The sequence below is a fragment of the Nocardia sp. NPDC006982 genome (assembly GCF_042869435.1).
In the GTDB taxonomy this organism is placed as follows: Bacteria; Actinomycetota; Actinomycetes; order Mycobacteriales; family Mycobacteriaceae; genus Nocardia.
In genome coordinates, this window is the sequence record NZ_JBIAFV010000007.1 from 251,094 (window position 1) to 269,595 (window position 18,502).

Sequence of the window (18,502 nt, forward strand, 5' to 3'; positions counted from 1 at the left end):
ATGTGTGGCCCGGTCGGGGTGAGGGAGCCCGGCCGTGTCACGCATAGGATCGACGGGTGCACGGATCGGATGCGGGGACCACGGGGTTGGCGACGTTGTTCGCGTTGGCGGACTCGCGGCTGCCGATCGGGGGACATGTGCATTCCGGCGGTGTGGAGGAGGCGGTGGCGTCCGGGATGGTGCGCGATGTCGCGACGGTGGAGCTGTATTTGCGGCGGCGGATCCGGACGTCCGGTCTGGTGGCGGCCTCGTTGGCGGCGGCGGTGTGTGCGGGGAAGATGACCGCCGAGCGGGCGGAAGCAGAGGCCGATGCGCGGACACCGGCTCCGGCAGCGCGGGCGGCGTCGCGGGCACAGGGACGTGGTTTGGTGCGGTTGGCGAAACAGGTTTGGCCGGGGGCGGATTGGACGGTTCTCGGTATGCGGCCGCATCTGTCGACGGCCTTCGGTGTGGTCGGGCAGATCTGCGGTGCGACTCCGGAGCAGGCCGCCGCGGTCGTCGTGTACACGACCATGACCGGCGCGGCGACTGCGGCACAGCGGTTGCTGGCGCTGGATCCCGCCGCTGTCGCCGCCTGCACGATCCGGCTCGGCGAACTCTGCGATCGGACCGCCGCCGCGGCCGCGACCGAACTAGCCGCGCTCTCGGATCCGCTACAGGACGTACTCGCACAGCGACACCTCGTACGCGGTATGCCCCTGTTCGCGTCCTAGGCGCGCAATCGGTAAGGATGGAGGCGGAAAGGAGCACGATATGCCACCCCACCTGATCGACGGCGAACCGCACGATCACTCGCACGACCGGCCCAAGCGCGAGCGCACGCCCGGCGAGGCGCTGCGCATCGGCATCGGCGGACCGGTCGGTTCGGGCAAGACTGCCCTGGTGGCCGCCCTGTGCCGGCAGCTGCGTGCCGAACTCTCGCTCGCGGTGCTGACCAATGACATCTACACCACCGAGGACGCCGACTTCCTGCGCAGGCACGCGGTGCTGCCGGATGAGCGGATCACCGCCGTGCAGACCGGTGGCTGCCCGCACACCGCCATTCGCGACGACATCACCGCGAACCTCGATGCCATCGACGATCTGATCGCGGCCAACCCGCCGCTGGATCTGATCCTGGTCGAATCCGGCGGCGACAATCTCACTGCCACGTTCTCCTCCGGCCTGATCGATGTACAGATCTTCGTCATCGATGTCGCGGGCGGCGACAAGGTGCCGCGCAAGGGCGGTCCCGGCGTGACGTTCTCGGATCTGCTGGTGATCAACAAAACCGATCTGGCCCCGCTGGTCGGTGCCGACCTCGACGTGATGGCACGTGATGCCGCGAAGGTACGCGAGGGTCGCCGCACGGCGATGATCTCGCTGACCGAGGATCCGGCCGCCACCGCGGTGCTCGCGTGGGTGCGCGAGCAGCTGCGGACCATCGCTGAACAGGACAAATCCGTCACCGAATCCGCTGTTGCGCACTGAGGTTCGCATTGCCGCGGCCGTCGGCACGCTGCCAGAGATCCACGCGAGCGGCGGGCTGGCGGCCCGGCGCACCGGTCCGGACACCGTTCACCTGATCGGCACCGCGGCCACTCCGCTCGGCGGCGATGAACTCGATATCGAGATCGTGGTCGGCGCGGGCGCACGTCTGGTGGTGCGCTCGGTCGCGGCCACCATCGCGCTACCGAGCACACGCACACCATTGTCGTTGGCGCACTGGCATTTCGACGTCGCGGGCGAGCTGGATTTCGATCCGGAGCCGACGATCGTGGCGGGCGGCGCGCACCATCATGCGGTGACCGAGGTGCGATTGACCCCCGACGCCCGGCTACGGCTGCGCGAACGCGTACAGATCGGGCGCACCGGCGAAGACGGCGGCGGCTGGCGCGGTGACCTGATCGCCGATATCGGCGCCCTACCGCTGTTGCGGCATCGACTCGAACTCGGTGCAGGTGGTACCACCGACGACAATCTCGCCGCACCGAGGGCATTGGACAGCGAACTCGTCTATCCGGACGACCGCCCTGTGGAAACCGACGGCTTGGTCGCGTCCCGCCTCCCACTCGCATTGGGCGGGACCCTGTCCACCCGAACGGGACCGCTGCTCGTCAGTACGCGATAGCTCCCGATTCGCCGAGGAATGTGTCATCCATCACAGCGGCGCTTTGCCCGGACCGACGCGGTGTAGCGATGCGCCGGGTGGGGGAATGAAAAGAGGTGGGAACCCGACAACGTCGTCAGGTTCCCACCCCGGTTCGGCGCTCGATCAGTCGCCGACGACCCGTGACGGCGCATTGAACGCATTGACCGCGCCGATGGCCGCACCGGCCGCCGCCCCGAGCACGGCCGCCGGGGCCGTGATCACGGCCGCGCCGAAGCCCGCCCCGAGCATCGGACCCGCGACCACGCCCACCGGCGCGAACGCAAGTCCTACGACCAGTCCCAGCGCACCGCCGACCAGCGCGGAGGTCGCCGCGACCGGGACCGCCGCCCCGGCTCCAGCCGCAGCACCCATCGCGGCGGTGCCGATGGTCTGTCCGGCGATCCGGTCCGAGCGGCTGCGCTCCATGCCGATCGAATCGAGGAATGTCGCCAGATTGGCCTCGGCGATTGCGGAGTTGTCGTTGATCTGGATTGCCTGCTCCTGGTTGATCCAATCCGGTGCGTCGATGGTGACGTCACCGAAGCGGAACTTGCCGGGCGGCGGCGCGATCGGGGGCACCGGAGCCACGGGGCCGGGCGCGTGCAGCACACCGACGGGCGCTAGGTACTTCTTGTCGGGCGCGGGACGCGACCATTGCAGAGAGCTCTGGGTGTCGTCCGGGATGCGCAGGCCCTCGTACGGCATCGCATTGGGGGCTTCGGCCGCGGGCCACTGCGGCTTCTGCTCCTGAGTGGCTGTATTCGACTGTGCGGGATCGGCATTCGCGGTGCCGGTGCCCACCAGCGCCAGAACGAGCGGTACTGCACCCGCCGCGACCATCGTCCCCATCTTCTGCCGCTGCGGGTTAGGAGCTCTGTGCTTGCCTGTCCCCATACATCGCCTTTCATCCGGAGAAATGTCATCCCACATTCGGATTCGAGGGACTCTCGGATGGGTGCAAAATTGCCGAGGCGGCGATGTAGCTAATTATTAGCCGATGGCTAGCCCACCTTGCGGTCGGCCGCCTTCTCGGTACGCGCGGCCTTCCCGTTCTCCGCGGGCGGCGCCCCCAGCGCGGCCGCGAGTTCGTCGGCCTCCTGCTGATCGGCCTGCACCGCCTCCACTGCGAGCCGGGCGAAGACCCACTGCTCGGTGGCCGCCATCTGCCCGCGGGTGCGGCCGAGGAAGGTCACGAACCACTGGATGACGGTGATGATCCGGCTGCGGTAGCCGACCAGGTAGTACAGGTGCAGCGCGAGCCAGGCCAACCAGGCGATGAATCCGCCGAACTCCAGCTTGCCGACCTGGCAGACGGCGCTGAACCGCGACACCGTCGCCATACTGCCCTTGTTGAAGTACTTGAACGGCTTGCGGTCCTGCGGCGCTTCGCCTTTCAGTCCGGCCTTGATCTGCTTGGCCGCATAGGTCGCGCCCTGGATCGCGCCCTGTGCCTGACCGGGCACATTCGGCACCGACATCAGGTCGCCGACCACGAACACATTCGGGTGGCCCTTGATGGTCAGATCGGGTTCGACGATCACGCGTCCGGCGCGGTCGGTCTCGGTGCCGTCGGAGCGTTCGGCGAGCATCTTGCCCAGCGGGCTGGCCTGCACACCGGCCGACCACACCTTGCACGAGGATTCGATCCGGCGCACCGTGCCGTCGGCATCCTTCACCGTGACCCCGTGCGCGTCGACATTGGTGACCATCGCGTTGAGCTGGATCTCCACCCCCATCTTCTCCAGCCGCCGCTTGGCCTTACCGCCCAGCTTCGGACCCATCGGGCCCAGCACCGCACCCGCGCCCTCGACCAGGATCACCCTGGCATCGCGCGGATCGATGTTGTGGAAGGTGCCCTCCAGGGTGCGATCGGCCAGTTCGGCGATCTGACCGGCCAATTCGACACCGGTGGGTCCGGCGCCGATCACCACGAAGGTGAGCAGTCGGTCCCGCACTTCCTGGGTGGTGGCCAGTTCGGCGCCTTCGAATGAGCCGAGGATGCGCGCGCGTAGCTCCAGCGCGTCGTCGATGGTCTTCATGCCGGGGGCGTAGGTGGCGAACTGGTCGTTCCCGAAGTAGGACTGCTGCGCTCCGGTCGCCACGATCAGACTGTCGAAGGGGGTGAGGGTGTTCTGGTTGAGCAGCTGAGAGGTGACCGTCTTGTGCTCGAGGTCGATATCGATGACATCGCCGAGCAGCACCTGGGCGTTCTTCTGCTTGCGCAGCACCAGCCGGGTCGCGGGGGCGATCTCACCGACCGACAGGATGCCGGTGGCCACCTGGTAGAGCAGCGGCTGGAACAGGTGGGTCGAGGTCTTGGAGATCAGGGTGACGTCGACGTCGGCATGTTTGAGGTGCTTGGTACCGAACAAGCCGCCGAATCCGGAGCCGATCACCACCACCCGGTGGCGATGGTTCTCCTGGACAGACTGAGTGCTCATCGTCGGTGCTCCTCAAACCTGGGGTGCGGCCCCTCGAACGGTGTTGACCCGACTTACGGTAGTCGGCGCTCTGCTGGCCGTCGCGGCGAGATCCCGGTTGTTGATGTGCCGATTCTTTTCGAGCGAACGAATGTGAAAAAGAGAATACGATAGATCCTGTCGTTCAGGGAGGTTTGTCATGGTCGCTGGTGGCCGTGTCGCCCACATCCGCAGCGGGAATGGAAAGCCCAGCGTGCGGCACGAATCCGAGAATGCGTCGCTCATCGACGTCCCGGACGACCACCTGATCGATCGACTGCTACGCCGGGTTCCCGAGCGTCCCCATGTGCTGGCCTCACCGCCGCGCGGCAGCACCGCGATCGCGGTGACAGGAGATGCCGGACTTCCGTATTTCGGCCGGGGTCTGCACTACCTGCGCTGGGGTCCGGCGGAAATGATGCAGCGGTATCGCCGCTACGGTCCGGTATCGCTGAATTCGTCGCTGGGCTTGGATCGCGTGCTGGTCTGTGGTCCGGAGGCGATCGATGAGGTGCTCGGTAAGCGGCGTCGCGATTTCGGCCAGGGCTGGGACTACTTCATCGGTCCGTTCTTCCGGCGCGGATTGCTGCTCCTGGAATTCGACGAGCACATGTTCCACCGCCGGATCATGCAGCAGGCGTTCACCAGGGCGCGGCTGGAGGCGCATCTCGCGGCGTTGACGCCGGTGGCGCGGGTCGCTATCGATCGGTGGGCGCCGCGGACCGGCGGCACCGTCCGGCTCTATCCGACGATCAAGGAATTAACGCTGGAGATCGCCGGCGAGACCTTTATGGCCGTCGATGTCGGGATGCAGCGCCGCAAGCTGATCGATGCGTTCATCGACTGCACCCATGCGGGACTATCGGTTATTCGACATCCGGTGCCCGGCGGCAATTGGCGTGCCGGGCTGCGCGGGCGCAAGGTGCTCGAGCAGTACTTCACCGACATGCTGCCGAGCAAGCGACGGACGGAGTCGGCGGATTTCTTCTCCGGACTGTGTCATGCGCGCACCGAGGACGGCGCCGAATTCAGCGACGCGGATGTGGTCAACCACATGATCTTCCTGATCATGGCCGCGCACGACACCACGACGACCACCGCCACCGCCGTGGCCTACTACCTCGGCAAACATCCCGAATGGCAGCGGCGGGTGCGCGCCGAGGTGCACGCGGTCGATGCCGAAATCGGCGGCGCCGCACCGACAATCGCCGATCTGGACCGGATGTACGAACTGGATCTGGTGATCAAGGAGAGTTTGCGCTTGATGCCGCCGGTGCCCGGACTGCCGCGACGGGCGGTGCGCGACACCGAAATTCTCGGGCATTACATTCCGGCGGGCACGCCGATCGATTGTGCGTATACGGTCAATCACTTCCTGCCGGAGCTGTGGACCCGGCCGGAAGTGTTCGATCCGGAACGCTTCGGCGAAGCGCGGCGCGAGGACAAATCGCATCGACTCGCCTGGGTGCCCTTCGGCGCGGGTGCGCACAAATGCATCGGGATGCACTTCGGGACATTCGAGGTGAAGACGATCATTGCCGCGCTGGTGCGAGATTACGAATGGGAGCTCCCGGGGGATTATCGAATGCCGTGGGGATTCACGACGATTCCGTTCCCCCGGGATGGTGCGCCCGTATCTTTGCGTCCCGTCAGCGTCCGCTGAACAGGAGTTCGGCGACCTTGGTGTCGGTCGCGGCGCCTTCGGTATAGCCGCCGTCGCTGCCGAGCGAGCTCATGATGGCCAGGGTGTAGCGCTCGCCGGGGCCTGCGAAGCCGACCGAGTTCACCACCCAGCCGCCCTGTTCCTCGGACCAGCCGTTCTTGAGGCCGGGCCGCATCGCGGCGCCCGCGCCCCACACGCCCCAGTGCTGGTTGCTGTCGACCGCACGCATGCGGTCGAACAGGTAGTTCCGGTCGTCCGGGTGCATATTGTTGAAGATCGAATCCATCAGCCGATCCAGGTCGGCGGGGGTGCACTTCTGGAACGACCAGTCCGGGAACATCGCGGTATTCGTCGGCTGCGGAACCAGGTTCACCATGCCGCTGGCGCGGAAGGCATTGTTATAGGCCATCCGATCGAGGCCGGCGTACTTGTTCCAGAGGATGTCGGCGGCTTGGTCATTGGAGGTGGCGAGCATCGATTCCATCAGGCCGCGGTCCTCGGGACCGAGACCGATCGCGCCCGCCCGCGCGCGGTTGAGCAGGTCGGCGGCGATCGCCAGTTTGATGGTGGAGGCGGTCCAGACCGAGTTCTCCGCATTCTCGTTCGCGTACACCCCACCGCTGACTCGGTCGCGGACCACATAGCCGGTCACGCCGGGCCGACTCTTCAAATACGCGTCGACGGCGGCGATTCGGCTGCTCATATCGCAATCGAAACCGGCGATGCAGCCCTGCGTATGGGCCGGAGGCGCCGCGTAGGCCGACGGAATCAGCGCGGTGGTAGTGGGGACCAGGATCGCCGCAGCGGCGAGGACAGAGACGGAGGCGTGACGCACGAGGCAACACGATCGCACATCGGCGGGCCGGACGCACGTCTTGAGCTCTGCGCGACGCTGTGGTAGATGGCGTTGCGTGCTTGTACCGCAGCGTCTTTCGCCCTAGTGGAATGCGGCGTGCAATTCCTCGACAGTGCGACCGTTGAGGCGGTAGCAGTGGGCGAAGGCCTCGGCATGCTGATCGCGCGGCCAGGAGTGTAGGACGACGGTACGACCATAGGAGCGCGAGTTGACCAGCTCCCATCTGTCACCGACCCGGCGGACCGTGAATCCGCCTCTCGGCATCAGGGGAATCACCATCGCCATCATGAACGCGAACCAGCCTTTCGTGCAGCTATCCCGTTCCTCCCCGGTTGAGCACTGTTGCACATCGACGTCCGCGATCCGACGTGACACGACGAAGTAAATCGTTCGCGTGTGGCTTAATTCACTCCCGCGGGGATGGGGCCGGAAGGTTGCGTGCTGGTCGCTGGGCGTATAAACGTGCGGAAGCGCAGAGGCGTCCGGATAGGCGACTTGACGCGCAGTGCGGACATACCGGACCAACGACGAGAGGGCGCAGATGTCGCTGCACATACATCGTGCCGAGCGCGCCGATGCGTTGGCGGAGGCGTTGGCCGCGCTGCTTGCGGAACCGTTGCCGGACGCTTTCGCGGCCGAGGTGGTCGCGGTGCCCGCGAAGGGTGTCGAGCGGTGGTTGACGCAGCGGTTGTCGACGGTGCTCGGCGTGTCCGGTCGCGGCGACGGTGTTGCCGCGAATATCGAATTCCCGTCTCCCGGTGCGTTGGTCGCCGAAATATCGGCGGCGGCCAGTGGCGTGCGGGCAGAGGCGGATCCGTGGGCGTCGGAGCAGGTCGTGTGGACATTGCTGCGGGTGATCGATGCGTCGCTGGGCGAACCGTGGAGTGCGGTACTCGCGCGACATCTCGGGGTCGGGGAACCAGCCGGACATCGGGTCGGCCGGCGGTATGCGACCGCCGCGCATGTGGCGGCGCTGTTCGACAGTTATGCGGCGCAGCGGCCGGGGCTCATCAAGGAGTGGGCGGCGGGTTCGGATACCGACGGTGCCGGCCGTGCGGTGCCGGATGATCTGCGGTGGCAACCGGAATTGTGGCGGCGGTTGCGGGCCGAGGTCGGGGCACCGAGTCCGGCAGAGCGGTTGGACGCGGCTTGTGCGCGATTGCGGGACGAGCCGGATCTGGTGGATCTGCCTGGGCGTTTGTCGCTGTTCGGGGTGACGCGGCTGCCGAGCGATCAACTCGCGGTGTTATCCGCGCTGGGGGAGCGGCGCGATGTGCACCTGTGGCTCGCGCATCCGAGTCCGGCGATGTGGACGCAGTTGAGTGGACTGCCCGTGGCAGTGGCGCGGGCCGATGATGTCAGTGCGACGGTGGTGCGGCATCCGCTGCTCGCGGGCCTCGGCAGGGATGTGCGCGAGCTCCAGCAGCGGCTGGTCGGTGCCGTGGATCGGCACCATGCGGCTGTCGGGTCGAATCAGGATGGCCGTCAGGAAGTTTCGGGTCCGACACTGCTGACCGCCCTGCAATCCGGGATTCGCGACGATGTGTGGCCCCCCGAACCCGCGAGCTTTCCTGACCGCACCGTGCAGGTGCATTCGTGTCATGGACCGGCGCGACAGGTCGAGGTGTTGCGCGAATGCCTGCTCGGCTTGTTCGCGGCCGATCACACGCTGGAACCGCGTGATGTGCTGATCATGTGTCCCGAGGTGGAGGCGTACGCGCCGCTGGTGCGGGCAGCGTTCGGGCAGAAGATGGTGGGATCGGCCGAGTCGGTGGGGGATTCGGCGCATCCCGCGCATCTGCTGCGGGTGCGGCTCGCCGATCGGGGGCGCGGGGTGACCAATCCGATGCTCGCGGTGATCGCGGTATTACTCGAGCTCGCCGACGGGCGTGTGACGGTGACGCAGGTCCTGGATCTCGCGGCGTCCGAAACCGTCCGTCGCCGTTGCGGTTTCGATGACGACGATATCGAGCGGTTGCGCGAGTGGGCAGCCGAATCCGGCGCGCGGTGGGGTATCGGGCAGCGCCAGCGGCAGGCATTCGGGCTGGCCGACTTCGCGCAGAACACGCTCAACAGCGCGGTGGACCGCATCCTGCTCGGTGTCACCGCGGACGAATCTTCCGAGGACTGGCTGGATCTCGCGCTGCCGCTCGACGACGTGGACAGCAATGATGTGGATCTGGCCGGCCGGTTCGCGGAATTCATCGACCGGCTCGCGGTCTGCCTGCGCGACCTGCGCGGACCCCGTCCGGCGCACGAGTGGGCGGCGGTGCTCGGCCGCTGCCTCGAACTGCTCACCGATGTGCCCGACAGTCAGGCGTGGGTGCGCACCGAGGCCCGCCGCGAGCTGGCCGCCGCCACCGACCATGCGGGTGATGTGCCGTTGCGGCTGGCGGATGTCGGTGTGCTGCTGTCGAGTCGGCTCGCGGCACGACCGACGAGGGCGAATTTCCGGACCGGCGAACTGACGGTGTGCACGATGGTGCCGATGCGTTCGGTGCCGCATCGAGTGGTGGTGTTGCTCGGCCTCGACGACGAGATCTTCCCGCGCACCAGCGGCGTGGACGGCGACGATGTGCTCGCACGCAATCCGCTACTGGGCGAACGGGATGCGCGCAGCGAGGATCGCCAGCTGCTGCTGGATGCGGTGCTCGCGGCCACGGAGCAGCTGTTGATCTTCCACACCGGCGCCGACCCGGTGACCGGTGCGCATCGCCCGCCCGCCATCCCGGTCGCCGAACTGCTCGATGCACTGCGCGCACACGTCGGCGCGGCAGGTATGGACGCGGTGGTGACCCGACATCCGTTGCAGGGCTTCGACCGTCGCAATTTCGTGGCCGAGCGCCCGTTCAGCTTCGATACCGTCGCCCTCGCAGGCGCGCAGGCCGCCGGACAACCCGCACAGCCGCGTCCCGTATTTCTGCCCGAACCGCTGTCGGCACTCGAACTCACGGATGTCGCACTGGCCGACTTGATTTCGTTCGTCGAGCACCCGGTGCGGGCATTTCTGTGGCAGCGCCTAGGGCTGCGCGTTCCCGAACACGAAGACGACATTGCCGACCGGCTGCCCATCGAACTCGACGGTCTCGCGAAATGGGAGCTGGGCGAACGACTGCTGTCCGCGCGACTCACCGGCGCGGATCCATCGACGCTGCGCGCGGCGGAGTGGCGGCGCGGGACCCTGCCGCCGTTCGGTTTCGGTGGTGCGGTGCTCGATGAGGTCGAGTCGACGGTGGACAAGCTGGTGCGGGCGGCGCTGCCGGAGTACGAGGGTGCGCCGCGCGCGGTCGATATCGCGGTCGATCTCGGGAATGGCCGTCGGCTCACCGGCACGGTGCCCGAGGTTCGCGGTGAATCCTTGGTACGCACCACGTTCTCCCGGCTCGCCCCGAAACACCGCATTGCCGCCTGGGTTTCGTTGCTGGCATTGGCCGTCACGGAGGACCGCTCGTGGCGCGCTGTCACCACTGGTCGCGGCCAATTCGGCCGTCCCGCATGGCGTTCGGAAATCATGGCACCGGAACCACCTGCCGCGCTGGCGATCCTGCGTGAACTGGTGCGGCTGCGTGACGCCGGTCTGACCGAACCGCTGCCGATCGCCCCTTCCGCTACCGCCGTTTACGCCGAACGTCGCTTCCACGGCTCGAACGCCGAGGAGGCGGTGAGCGCCGCCGAACGCGAATTCAATGGCGGGCCCAACGGTCCCGGGCCGTTCGGTGACCACACCGACCGTCACCTGCGCTACATCTGGGGGCCTGCCCCTCGCCTCGAACACCTCATGGCTGCACCCGCGCCCGCGGGCGAGCCCGGGGAAACCACCCGCTTCGGATCCCTGGCTCGTCGCATGTGGGCACCGCTGTTGGCCGCCGAGAATCAGGGCCAGCCATGAGTCGGCGTATTGATCGAAGGGGACGGCACCTCGTTCGGCGCGCCTCCCGGATCCGGGCGGGCGTCGGGTGGACGGTGGAGGCGAGCACCGGATTTGCCAGGCACGGAAAGGGGCGGCGGGGATGACCATCGAGGACACCGCATTCGCCACGCCCTCGCTGGACGCCGACCGATTCGATCCCAACGGGCCACTGCCGACCGGAACCACCGTGCTCGAGGCGAGCGCGGGTACCGGAAAGACGCATGCGATCGTCGGGTTGGCGGTGCGATATGTCGCCGAGATCGGGATCGATATTTCGCAGCTGTTGCTGGTGACATTCAGTCGGGCCGCAACCCAGGAGCTGCGAGAACGGACGCGGGACCGGTTCGTCGCGGTGGCGGCGGCACTGGCCGATCCGCAGACGGCTCGGGCCCACGCCGATGAGCTGATTCGGCTACTGGCGCAGGCGGATTCGGCCGAGGTACTGCTGCGGCGGCGTCGATTGCTCACCGCGCTTTCGGATTTCGACGCCGGGACCATCGCGACGACCCACAGTTTCTGCCAGCGCATGCTCGATGAGCTCGGGTTGGCGGGCGAACATGACCCCGGGTCGCGCTTGGTCGAGACGATCGATGATCTGATCGGCACGGTCGCCGATGACCTGTACCTGAACCGGTATGCCCGTGCGGAGCCGCCGTTTTCGCTGAAGGAGGCGCATACGCTGGCGCTGGCGGCGGTGCAGGATCGCCACGCCGTATTGGTGCCGAAGGGGAACGGACTTGCGGGGGAGCGGGTCGCCTTCGCGGCCGCGGTGCGCGCGGAGACCGAGCGCCGCAAACGCCTCGCCGGACTGCGTGATTTCGATGATCTGCTGGTGCTGCTGCACGATGTGCTCGCCGATGCGGAGCACGGGCAGCGGGCCTGTCGCCGCATCCGTGACCGGTATCGGGTCGCCCTGGTCGACGAATTCCAGGACACCGATCCGCTGCAGTGGGATATCTTGCGGCTGGCGTTCCATGGCCATTCGACCCTGGTGCTCGTCGGGGATCCGAAGCAGGCCATCTACGCGTTCCGCGGCGCGGAGGTGCTCAGCTATCTCGATGCCGTCGCACACGCCGACACCCGCAAGGAGCTCACCGACAACTGGCGTAGCGATGCGGGTCTGCTTGCCGCACTGGATCATCTGCAGGGCGGTGCGGCTTTGGGGCACAGGGAGATCACGGTCTACCCGGTCACCGCGACCCGCGGCTGGTCGCGACTGTCCGGACCAGCGGAACTGACGACGCCGCTGCGGATGCGGTGTCTGCCGCGCACCGGTGCGGGCCCGTTGAACAAATCGGGATTCCCGGCGGTCGGGCGCATGCGCGCGAAGGTCGCCGACGATCTCGCGGCCGATATCGTGCGACTGCTCGAGTCCGGTGCGCTGTTCGAGGCGAAGGCCGGAGCGCGGCCGATCGGGCCCGGCGATATCGCGGTACTGGTGCGGACTCGATCTCAAATCGACGTGGTGCGAACCGCTTTGGACCGAGTCGGGATCGCCTCCGTACTCGCGGGTGGCACCAGCGTCTTCGCCACCGGCAGTGCGACGGACTGGCTCTGGCTGCTGCGCGCGCTCGAACAGCCCCACCGCTCCGACCGTGTCCGCCTTGCCGCCTGCACACCGCTGCTCGGCGTGACGGCGGTTGAAATCGACAGCGGCGGTGCGGATCTGGTCGGTCGTATCTCCGCCCAACTGCGGGAGGCGGCCCGGCTGTTCGCCCGCGCGGGTTTCGCGGCGGTCTTCGAAAAAATCTCCGCCGAAGCGAATCTGGCCCAGCGATTGCTCTCGGTCGAGAACGGCGAACGCGAGCTGACCGATCTGCGGCATATCGCGCAGCTGCTGGATCAGGTCGCATTGAGCGAAGGTCTCGGCCTCACTGCGCTGACCCGCTGGCTTGCCGACCGCGTCCGCGATCCCGCCTCCGGGTCGGTCGCCGACCGCAGCCGCCGCCTCGATCGCGATGCCGCGGCCGTGCAGATCGCCACCGTGCACGCCAGCAAGGGACTCGAATTCCCCATCGTCTACCTGCCTTTCGCGTGGGACAACGCGAAGAACCCGTACCCGCAGACCCTGCTGTTCCACACCGACGACGGCGCCCGGGTACTCGATGTCGGCGGTCAGGACGCGTCCGGTTACGGCGAGCGCAAACTGCGCAGTGAAACCGAGGAGGCGGGGGAGGAACTGCGCCTGCTGTACGTCGCACTCACCCGCGCGATGTGTCAGATCGTCGCGTGGTGGGCACCCGCGATCACCACGGCCAACGCGCCGCTGCATCGGATGGTCCTCGGCCGCCCGGACGGTGGGGATCTCGTGCCGAGTAAGGCGGCGGTGCCCGCGGATGCCGTTGCGGTGTCGATGCTTTCGGCCTGGGCCGCCGGTGCGCCGGAGGCCATTTCGGTGGAAGGCGTCGAGCACACCGATACGGTCGAGATCCGCCGCGTGCGCAGCGAACTCCCGAGCGGGGCCATCGCCGCCGCGCACTTCGCCCGCACCATGGACCTGCAGTGGCGTCGCACCTCCTATTCGGCACTGACGGCAGGTGCACACGATGCCGCCATCCCCGAGGCCGAACCCGAGGACGACCGCGGCCCGTCCGACGAACCAGGCACGCCCCTGCTCGCCGAAACCGAACCGCCGATCGCCGATGCGGCCCCGTCCCTGATGAACGCGCTGCCCTACGGCGCCGAATTCGGCACCCTGGTGCACGGTGTGCTCGAGCGAATCGATACCGACGCACCGGATCTTCCCACCGAGGTGCACACCCGCTGCCGTGCGGCGACCGAGGAGCTGATGGCCGAGGCCGATCCGGTGGTACTCGGCAACGCCCTGCTCGCCGTGCTGCACACCCCGCTCGGATTCGGTTGTCTCGCCGACATTTCCACCCGCGACCGGCTCAACGAACTCGACTTCGAGCTCCCGCTCGCCGGCGGTGACCTTCCTGGTGCGCAAACGGTCACGCTGCGCCGGATCGCCGATCTGCTGCGGATCCATCTCCCGGCCGACGATTCCTTGTCCAGCTATGCCGACCAACTCGTATCCCTGGACGACACCCCGCTCCGGGGCTACCTCACCGGCAGTATCGACGCGGTGCTGCGCATCACCGAAAACTCGGGCGCGCAACCACGATTCGTCATCGTCGACTACAAAACCAACCGCCTCGGCACCGGCGACCTCACCGTCGACCACTACACCCACGACCGCATGGCCGCCGAAATGCTGCGCTCGCACTACCCGTTGCAGGCCCTGCTCTACGCGGTCGCCCTACACCGCTATCTGCGGTGGCGGCTGCCCGGTTACGACCCGAGGAGCCACCTCGGTGGTGCCCGCTACCTTTTCGTCCGCGGTATGATCGGTCCCGAAACTCCAACGGGCTGTGGTGTTTTCGACTGGAATCCACCAGCCGCGCTGATCGTCGCCCTGTCCGATCTGCTGGCCGGGGAGGCTGCCCGATGACCTCGATCCAGTTGGCGCAGCGGGGAACCGGGCTGCTGCGCACGTTCAACGAGGCCGGTGTGCTCTCCGCCGCCGACGTGCACGTCGCTCTGCGATTGAGCCGGATGGGCCGGGAAACCTCGGAGGAGGTGCTGTTCGCGGCTGCGCTCGCGGTGCGGGCGGTGCGTTCGGGTTCGGTTTGTCTGGAACTGCACCGGATGCGCGAAATCGGCGTCGATGCCGATGAAACCTGGGATGCGGGTGCGGGAATCGATCCGGCGACGCTGCCGTGGCCGGACATCGATGCGGTGGTCGCCGCGCTGCGGGTCAGTCCATTGGTGTGTGGGGGTCCGGCTGGTCCGTTGCAGCCGTTGCGGCTGGTCGCGGGGCCATTGCTCTATCTGGACCGCTATTACCAGCAGGAGCAGACGATCCGCCGCGTGCTCACCGAGCGCTCCGGACACCATCCGAAGGTGGATCCGGTCATCGTGCGCCGCGAGCTCGACCGGCTCTTCGACGCCCCGGTCGGTGCCGCCCCGGACCGCCAGCGGATCGCCGCCGCACTCGCCGCGACGCACTGGACCACGGTGGTGGCGGGCGGACCGGGGACCGGCAAGACCCATACCATCGCCCGCATCCTGGCCCTGCTCGACGCGCATCAGCAGGCGCATCCGAAGTTGCCCACACTGCGCATCGCCATGGCCGCGCCCACCGGCAAAGCGGCCGCGCGACTGCAGGAAGCGGTGCGCGAACAGGCTGAATCGCTCGCGCTACCGGAGTTGACCGCCGCAACGCTGCATCGTCTGCTCGGTTGGCAGCGCGGCCGGGCGACCCGGTTCCGGTACCACGAATTCAACCGATTGCCCTATGACGTGATCGTGGTCGACGAAACCTCCATGGTGTCGTTGACCATGATGAGCAGTCTGCTGGCCGCGCTGCGCCCGGATACCCGGCTAGTGCTCGTCGGCGACCCGGATCAGCTCGCCTCTGTCGACGCGGGTGCCGTCCTCGCCGATCTCGTCGCCGGACCCGTTGTCGGCGAACCGAATCCAGTTCTCGAACAGGTGCTCGGTGCCGAATCCATTGCAACCGACGGTAATCCGGAGGCGCTGACCGATCTCGAGCGAACGCGGCTGCGCGGCGGCATCGTCCGACTGACCCGTGGCCGCCGCTTCGGCGGCAAGATCGCCGAACTCGCTGTCGCGGTCCGCGCGGGTGATGCCGAGACCGCGCTCGCACTGCTGCGGGCTGGCGGCGAAGAACTCTCGCTCTGTACCCCCGAGGACACCGCACGCGTCCGCGCCGATGTGGTGCGCGCCGCCCGCGAGGTCACCGCGGCCGCCCTCGACGGCGATGCCGCGGCCGCGCTGACCGCCCTCGAAGCCCACCGGCTCCTGTGTGCGCACCGGCAAGGTCCCTTCGGTGTCGAACGCTGGGACCGCATGGCCGGTGAGTGGGCCGCGGCCGGTGGCGCGGGGCCGGACTCGCATCAGGCGCCGTGGTACCCGGGCCAACCCCTGCTGGTCACCGCCAACGACCACGAGGCGCGCATCTACAACGGCGATACCGGTGTCATCGTGCGTATGCCCGACGGTTCATTGCGTGCGGCCCTGCAGCGCGGCAACGAGCCCTATCTGGTGCACCCGACCCAATTTCCGGCCGTGGTCACGGTCTTCGCCATGACCATCCACCGCAGCCAGGGCAGCCAGTACGACACCGTCTCGGTCGTCCTGCCCGAACCCGAATCCACCTTGCTCACCAGGGAACTGCTGTACACGGCCATCACCCGCGCCCGTCGCCACGTGCGCATCATCGGTACCGACGACTCGATCCGCGCCGCCATCGACCGCCGCGTCCTGCGTGCCAGCGGCCTGTCGCGCATCCCGGAGTCGAAGTGAGACTGACCTGGGAATCTCACGTTTTCCGCGTCCCCGACGTCTACCCAGCGTGAGATTGCCTCCGTTCGAGGATGTGGTAGCCGAATACGGCCCGATGGTGCTGCGCGTATGCCGGGCCGTGCTCGGTCCGACAGATGCGGCCGATGCCTGGTCGGAGACCTTTCTGTCGGCCTTGCGGGCCTATCCCGACCTCGACGCGAAGACGAATATCGAAGCATGGCTGGTCACCATCGCGCACCGGCGCGCGATCGATGTGGGGCGCGCACTGACCCGCGCACCCGTTCCCGCCGAAACGCTGCCCGAACGCACGGCACCCGATGCCGATCCGGCCGATTACGACCCCGATCTGTGGTACGCACTCGCGTCGCTGCCGACCAAGCAGCGCCAAGCGGTGGCCTACCACTACCTGGCTGGTCTACCGCACGCCGAAATCGCTCAGCTGCTGGGCAATTCGACCGATGCCGCCCGTCGCGCCGCCGCCGACGGCCTCAAAACATTGCGCAAGCTCTACCCGAAGGATCGAACATGATGGCCACTATCGACCGGGATCCGGACGGCCTCTTCGACGGCCTGAACCCGAACTCCGCCGAGATCCTGTCCCGATTGCGTCGACGGCTGGCCGCTGACGCCCAGGCCGCGGGCCTGCTCGACGTCGCCTACCGCACGCTGGACACTCCCGTCGGCATCTTGCTGCTCGCGGCCACCCCTGCGGGCCTGGTGCGGGTCGCCTACCCCAACGAGAACCACGACACCGTGCTCGCCGCACTCGCCGAGCGCATCAGCCCGCGCGTCCTGGCCGCACCGGCGCGTCTGGATGCCGCGGCACGCGAGATCGACGAGTACTTCGCCGGTGCGCGAACACAATTCGATCTGCCACTCGATCTGCGTTTGACCGTCGGATTCCGCCGCCAGGTGATCGAGCATCTGAGCGATATCGGCTACGGGCGTCGCGAGAGCTACGCAGATGTCGCTGCGGCCGTCGGCAATCCGCGTGCGGTTCGCGCGGTCGGCTCGGCCTGTGCGCACAATCCGCTGCCGGTGGTCATCCCGTGCCATCGCGTGGTGCGCAGCGACGGTTCGATCGGCCAGTACGTCGGCGGCGTCACCGCCAAGACCGCCCTGCTCACGCTCGAAGCGGCGTGACAGGAGACGCTATGAAAACCCTTGCCGCACTGGAAGAACGAGTCGAAGCGCAGCAGTGGCAAGATCTGACCGAGGAGATCGACGCCTATGGCTGCGCCCAGACCGGCCCGCTGCTGAGCCCGGACGAGTGCGCCGAATTCGCCACCATGTGGGACGATCTGGGCCGCTTCCGGTCGACGATCGATATGGCCCGCTATCGATTCGGCCAGGGCACCTACCGCTACTTCGCCGATCCGCTTCCGGCACCGATCATGCGGCTGCGCAGGGCTTTCTACCGCAAATTACTGCCCATCGCCCGCACGTGGGCCGAGCGACTCGGCGATCCGACGCCGTGGCCCGACGATTTCGACGATTGGCTCGACGCTTGCCACGCCGCCGGGCAGACAAAGCCGACACCAATTCTGTTGCGCTACAACGAAGGTGACTGGAACGCGCTGCACCGTGACCTTTACGGCGAGCTCGTGTTCCCGCTGCAAGTCGTGATCGGCCTGGACCGCCCCGGCATCGACCACACCGGCGGCGAATTCCTCCTGGTCGAACAACGCCCCCGCGCGCAATCCAAGCCGACGGTCACCATCCTGGAACAGGGCCACGCACTCGTCTTCACCACCCGAGATCGGCCGACCCCATCGTCGCGCGGTTGGTCCCGCGCTCCGATTCGCCACGGCGTCAGTCGAATTCGCAGCGGTCACCGACACACCCTGGGGCTGGTTCTGCACGACGCCGAATGAGATGTACACCCTGACCGATGCCGACGGCCGCCCGTATCCCAGCCCCGCCCCGGGCCGGTACGGCGGTCATCGGCGCGGGAAGCTGTACGGCCGCCTCGACTGCCCGTCGGCCTTGCGAGCCTTGGCACGCGGCCACTACCGCGCCCACCGTGTCTTCTTCGCCGACGAACAAACCGCCATCGCCGCCGGTTACCGCCCGTGCGCGGTCTGCTTGCCCGCCGCATACGCGGCATGGAAAGCCGAATCCGGTAGGTGATCTCACGTTTCGGCGCTGGGGAGCG

General features: G+C 67.5%; 15 protein-coding genes. 11 read left to right on the top strand and 4 right to left on the bottom strand.

Annotated elements, in window-relative coordinates; genetic code table 11:
- The first annotated feature begins 56 nt into the window (after nucleotides 1-56).
- The 3 genes from ACFYOW_RS28195 to ACFYOW_RS28205 are packed head-to-tail and all read left to right on the top strand — an operon-like array spanning nucleotide 57 to nucleotide 2,110.
- Nucleotides 57-713 (top strand): urease accessory protein UreF, encoded by a 657-nt coding sequence (locus ACFYOW_RS28195; protein WP_387292856.1) that lies wholly within the window; start codon nucleotides 57-59, stop codon nucleotides 711-713.
- A 40-nt stretch (nucleotides 714-753) separates the two neighbouring features.
- Nucleotides 754-1,470, top strand: coding sequence for an urease accessory protein UreG (ureG, locus tag ACFYOW_RS28200; protein ID WP_387292858.1), 717 nt, complete (start codon nucleotides 754-756; stop codon nucleotides 1,468-1,470).
- Nucleotides 1,460-2,110, top strand: a complete 651-nt coding sequence (locus ACFYOW_RS28205) for an urease accessory protein UreD (protein WP_387292860.1) — start codon at nucleotides 1,460-1,462, stop codon at nucleotides 2,108-2,110. The genes ureG and ACFYOW_RS28205 overlap by 11 nt, the downstream gene beginning before the upstream one ends.
- A gap of 144 nt (nucleotides 2,111-2,254) precedes the next feature.
- Here ACFYOW_RS28205 and ACFYOW_RS28210 read toward each other — a convergent pair whose 3' ends face one another.
- Entirely contained in the window at nucleotides 2,255-2,971 is a 717-nt protein-coding gene (locus tag ACFYOW_RS28210; RefSeq protein ID WP_387292862.1) for a hypothetical protein, read from the bottom strand.
- A gap of 161 nt (nucleotides 2,972-3,132) precedes the next feature.
- Complete coding sequence (locus ACFYOW_RS28215; RefSeq protein ID WP_387292864.1) at nucleotides 3,133-4,572, bottom strand: NAD(P)/FAD-dependent oxidoreductase; 1,440 nt, start codon at nucleotides 4,570-4,572, stop codon at nucleotides 3,133-3,135.
- Between the two features lie 178 nt (nucleotides 4,573-4,750).
- On the opposite strand from ACFYOW_RS28215, the gene ACFYOW_RS28220 reads away from it, so the two are divergent.
- Complete coding sequence (locus tag ACFYOW_RS28220; RefSeq protein WP_387292866.1) at nucleotides 4,751-6,253, top strand: cytochrome P450; 1,503 nt, start codon at nucleotides 4,751-4,753, stop codon at nucleotides 6,251-6,253.
- Here ACFYOW_RS28220 and ACFYOW_RS28225 read toward each other — a convergent pair.
- Nucleotides 6,240-7,088 (bottom strand): tat pathway signal sequence, encoded by an 849-nt coding sequence (locus ACFYOW_RS28225; protein ID WP_387292868.1) that lies wholly within the window; start codon nucleotides 7,086-7,088, stop codon nucleotides 6,240-6,242. The genes ACFYOW_RS28220 and ACFYOW_RS28225 overlap by 14 nt on opposite strands.
- A 102-nt stretch (nucleotides 7,089-7,190) precedes the next feature.
- Nucleotides 7,191-7,388 carry a hypothetical protein gene (locus ACFYOW_RS28230; RefSeq protein ID WP_387292870.1) on the bottom strand — a complete coding sequence of 66 codons (198 nt, stop codon included), beginning with the start codon at nucleotides 7,386-7,388 and terminating at the stop codon, nucleotides 7,191-7,193.
- 262 nt (nucleotides 7,389-7,650) lie between these two features.
- Between ACFYOW_RS28230 and recC the strand changes: the two genes are divergently transcribed.
- From recC to ACFYOW_RS28265, 7 genes are all read left to right on the top strand, one after another.
- Nucleotides 7,651-10,998 (top strand): exodeoxyribonuclease V subunit gamma, encoded by a 3,348-nt coding sequence (gene recC, locus ACFYOW_RS28235; RefSeq protein WP_387292872.1) that lies wholly within the window; start codon nucleotides 7,651-7,653, stop codon nucleotides 10,996-10,998.
- 121 nt (nucleotides 10,999-11,119) lie between these two features.
- On the top strand, nucleotides 11,120-14,470 hold the full coding sequence (locus tag ACFYOW_RS28240) for a UvrD-helicase domain-containing protein (RefSeq protein ID WP_387292874.1): 3,351 nt from the start codon (nucleotides 11,120-11,122) through the stop codon (nucleotides 14,468-14,470).
- Nucleotides 14,467-16,347 (top strand): exodeoxyribonuclease V subunit alpha, encoded by a 1,881-nt coding sequence (recD, locus tag ACFYOW_RS28245; RefSeq protein ID WP_387292876.1) that lies wholly within the window; start codon nucleotides 14,467-14,469, stop codon nucleotides 16,345-16,347. Before ACFYOW_RS28240 ends, recD begins: the two co-directional genes overlap by 4 nt.
- 55 nt (nucleotides 16,348-16,402) lie before the next feature.
- The gene (locus ACFYOW_RS28250) at nucleotides 16,403-16,876 is read left to right on the top strand and encodes an RNA polymerase sigma factor (protein ID WP_387293233.1); all 474 of its coding nucleotides are present in this window, start codon (nucleotides 16,403-16,405) and stop codon (nucleotides 16,874-16,876) included.
- Complete coding sequence (locus ACFYOW_RS28255) at nucleotides 16,876-17,490, top strand: methylated-DNA--[protein]-cysteine S-methyltransferase (protein ID WP_387293235.1); 615 nt, start codon at nucleotides 16,876-16,878, stop codon at nucleotides 17,488-17,490. Before ACFYOW_RS28250 ends, ACFYOW_RS28255 begins: the two co-directional genes overlap by 1 nt.
- 11 nt (nucleotides 17,491-17,501) lie before the next feature.
- Entirely contained in the window at nucleotides 17,502-18,221 is a 720-nt protein-coding gene (locus tag ACFYOW_RS28260) for a 2OG-Fe(II) oxygenase (protein ID WP_387292878.1), read from the top strand.
- 1 nt (nucleotide 18,222) lies between these two features.
- Nucleotides 18,223-18,477, top strand: coding sequence for an Ada metal-binding domain-containing protein (locus ACFYOW_RS28265; protein ID WP_387292880.1), 255 nt, complete (start codon nucleotides 18,223-18,225; stop codon nucleotides 18,475-18,477).
- The last annotated feature ends 25 nt before the right edge of the window (nucleotides 18,478-18,502 follow it).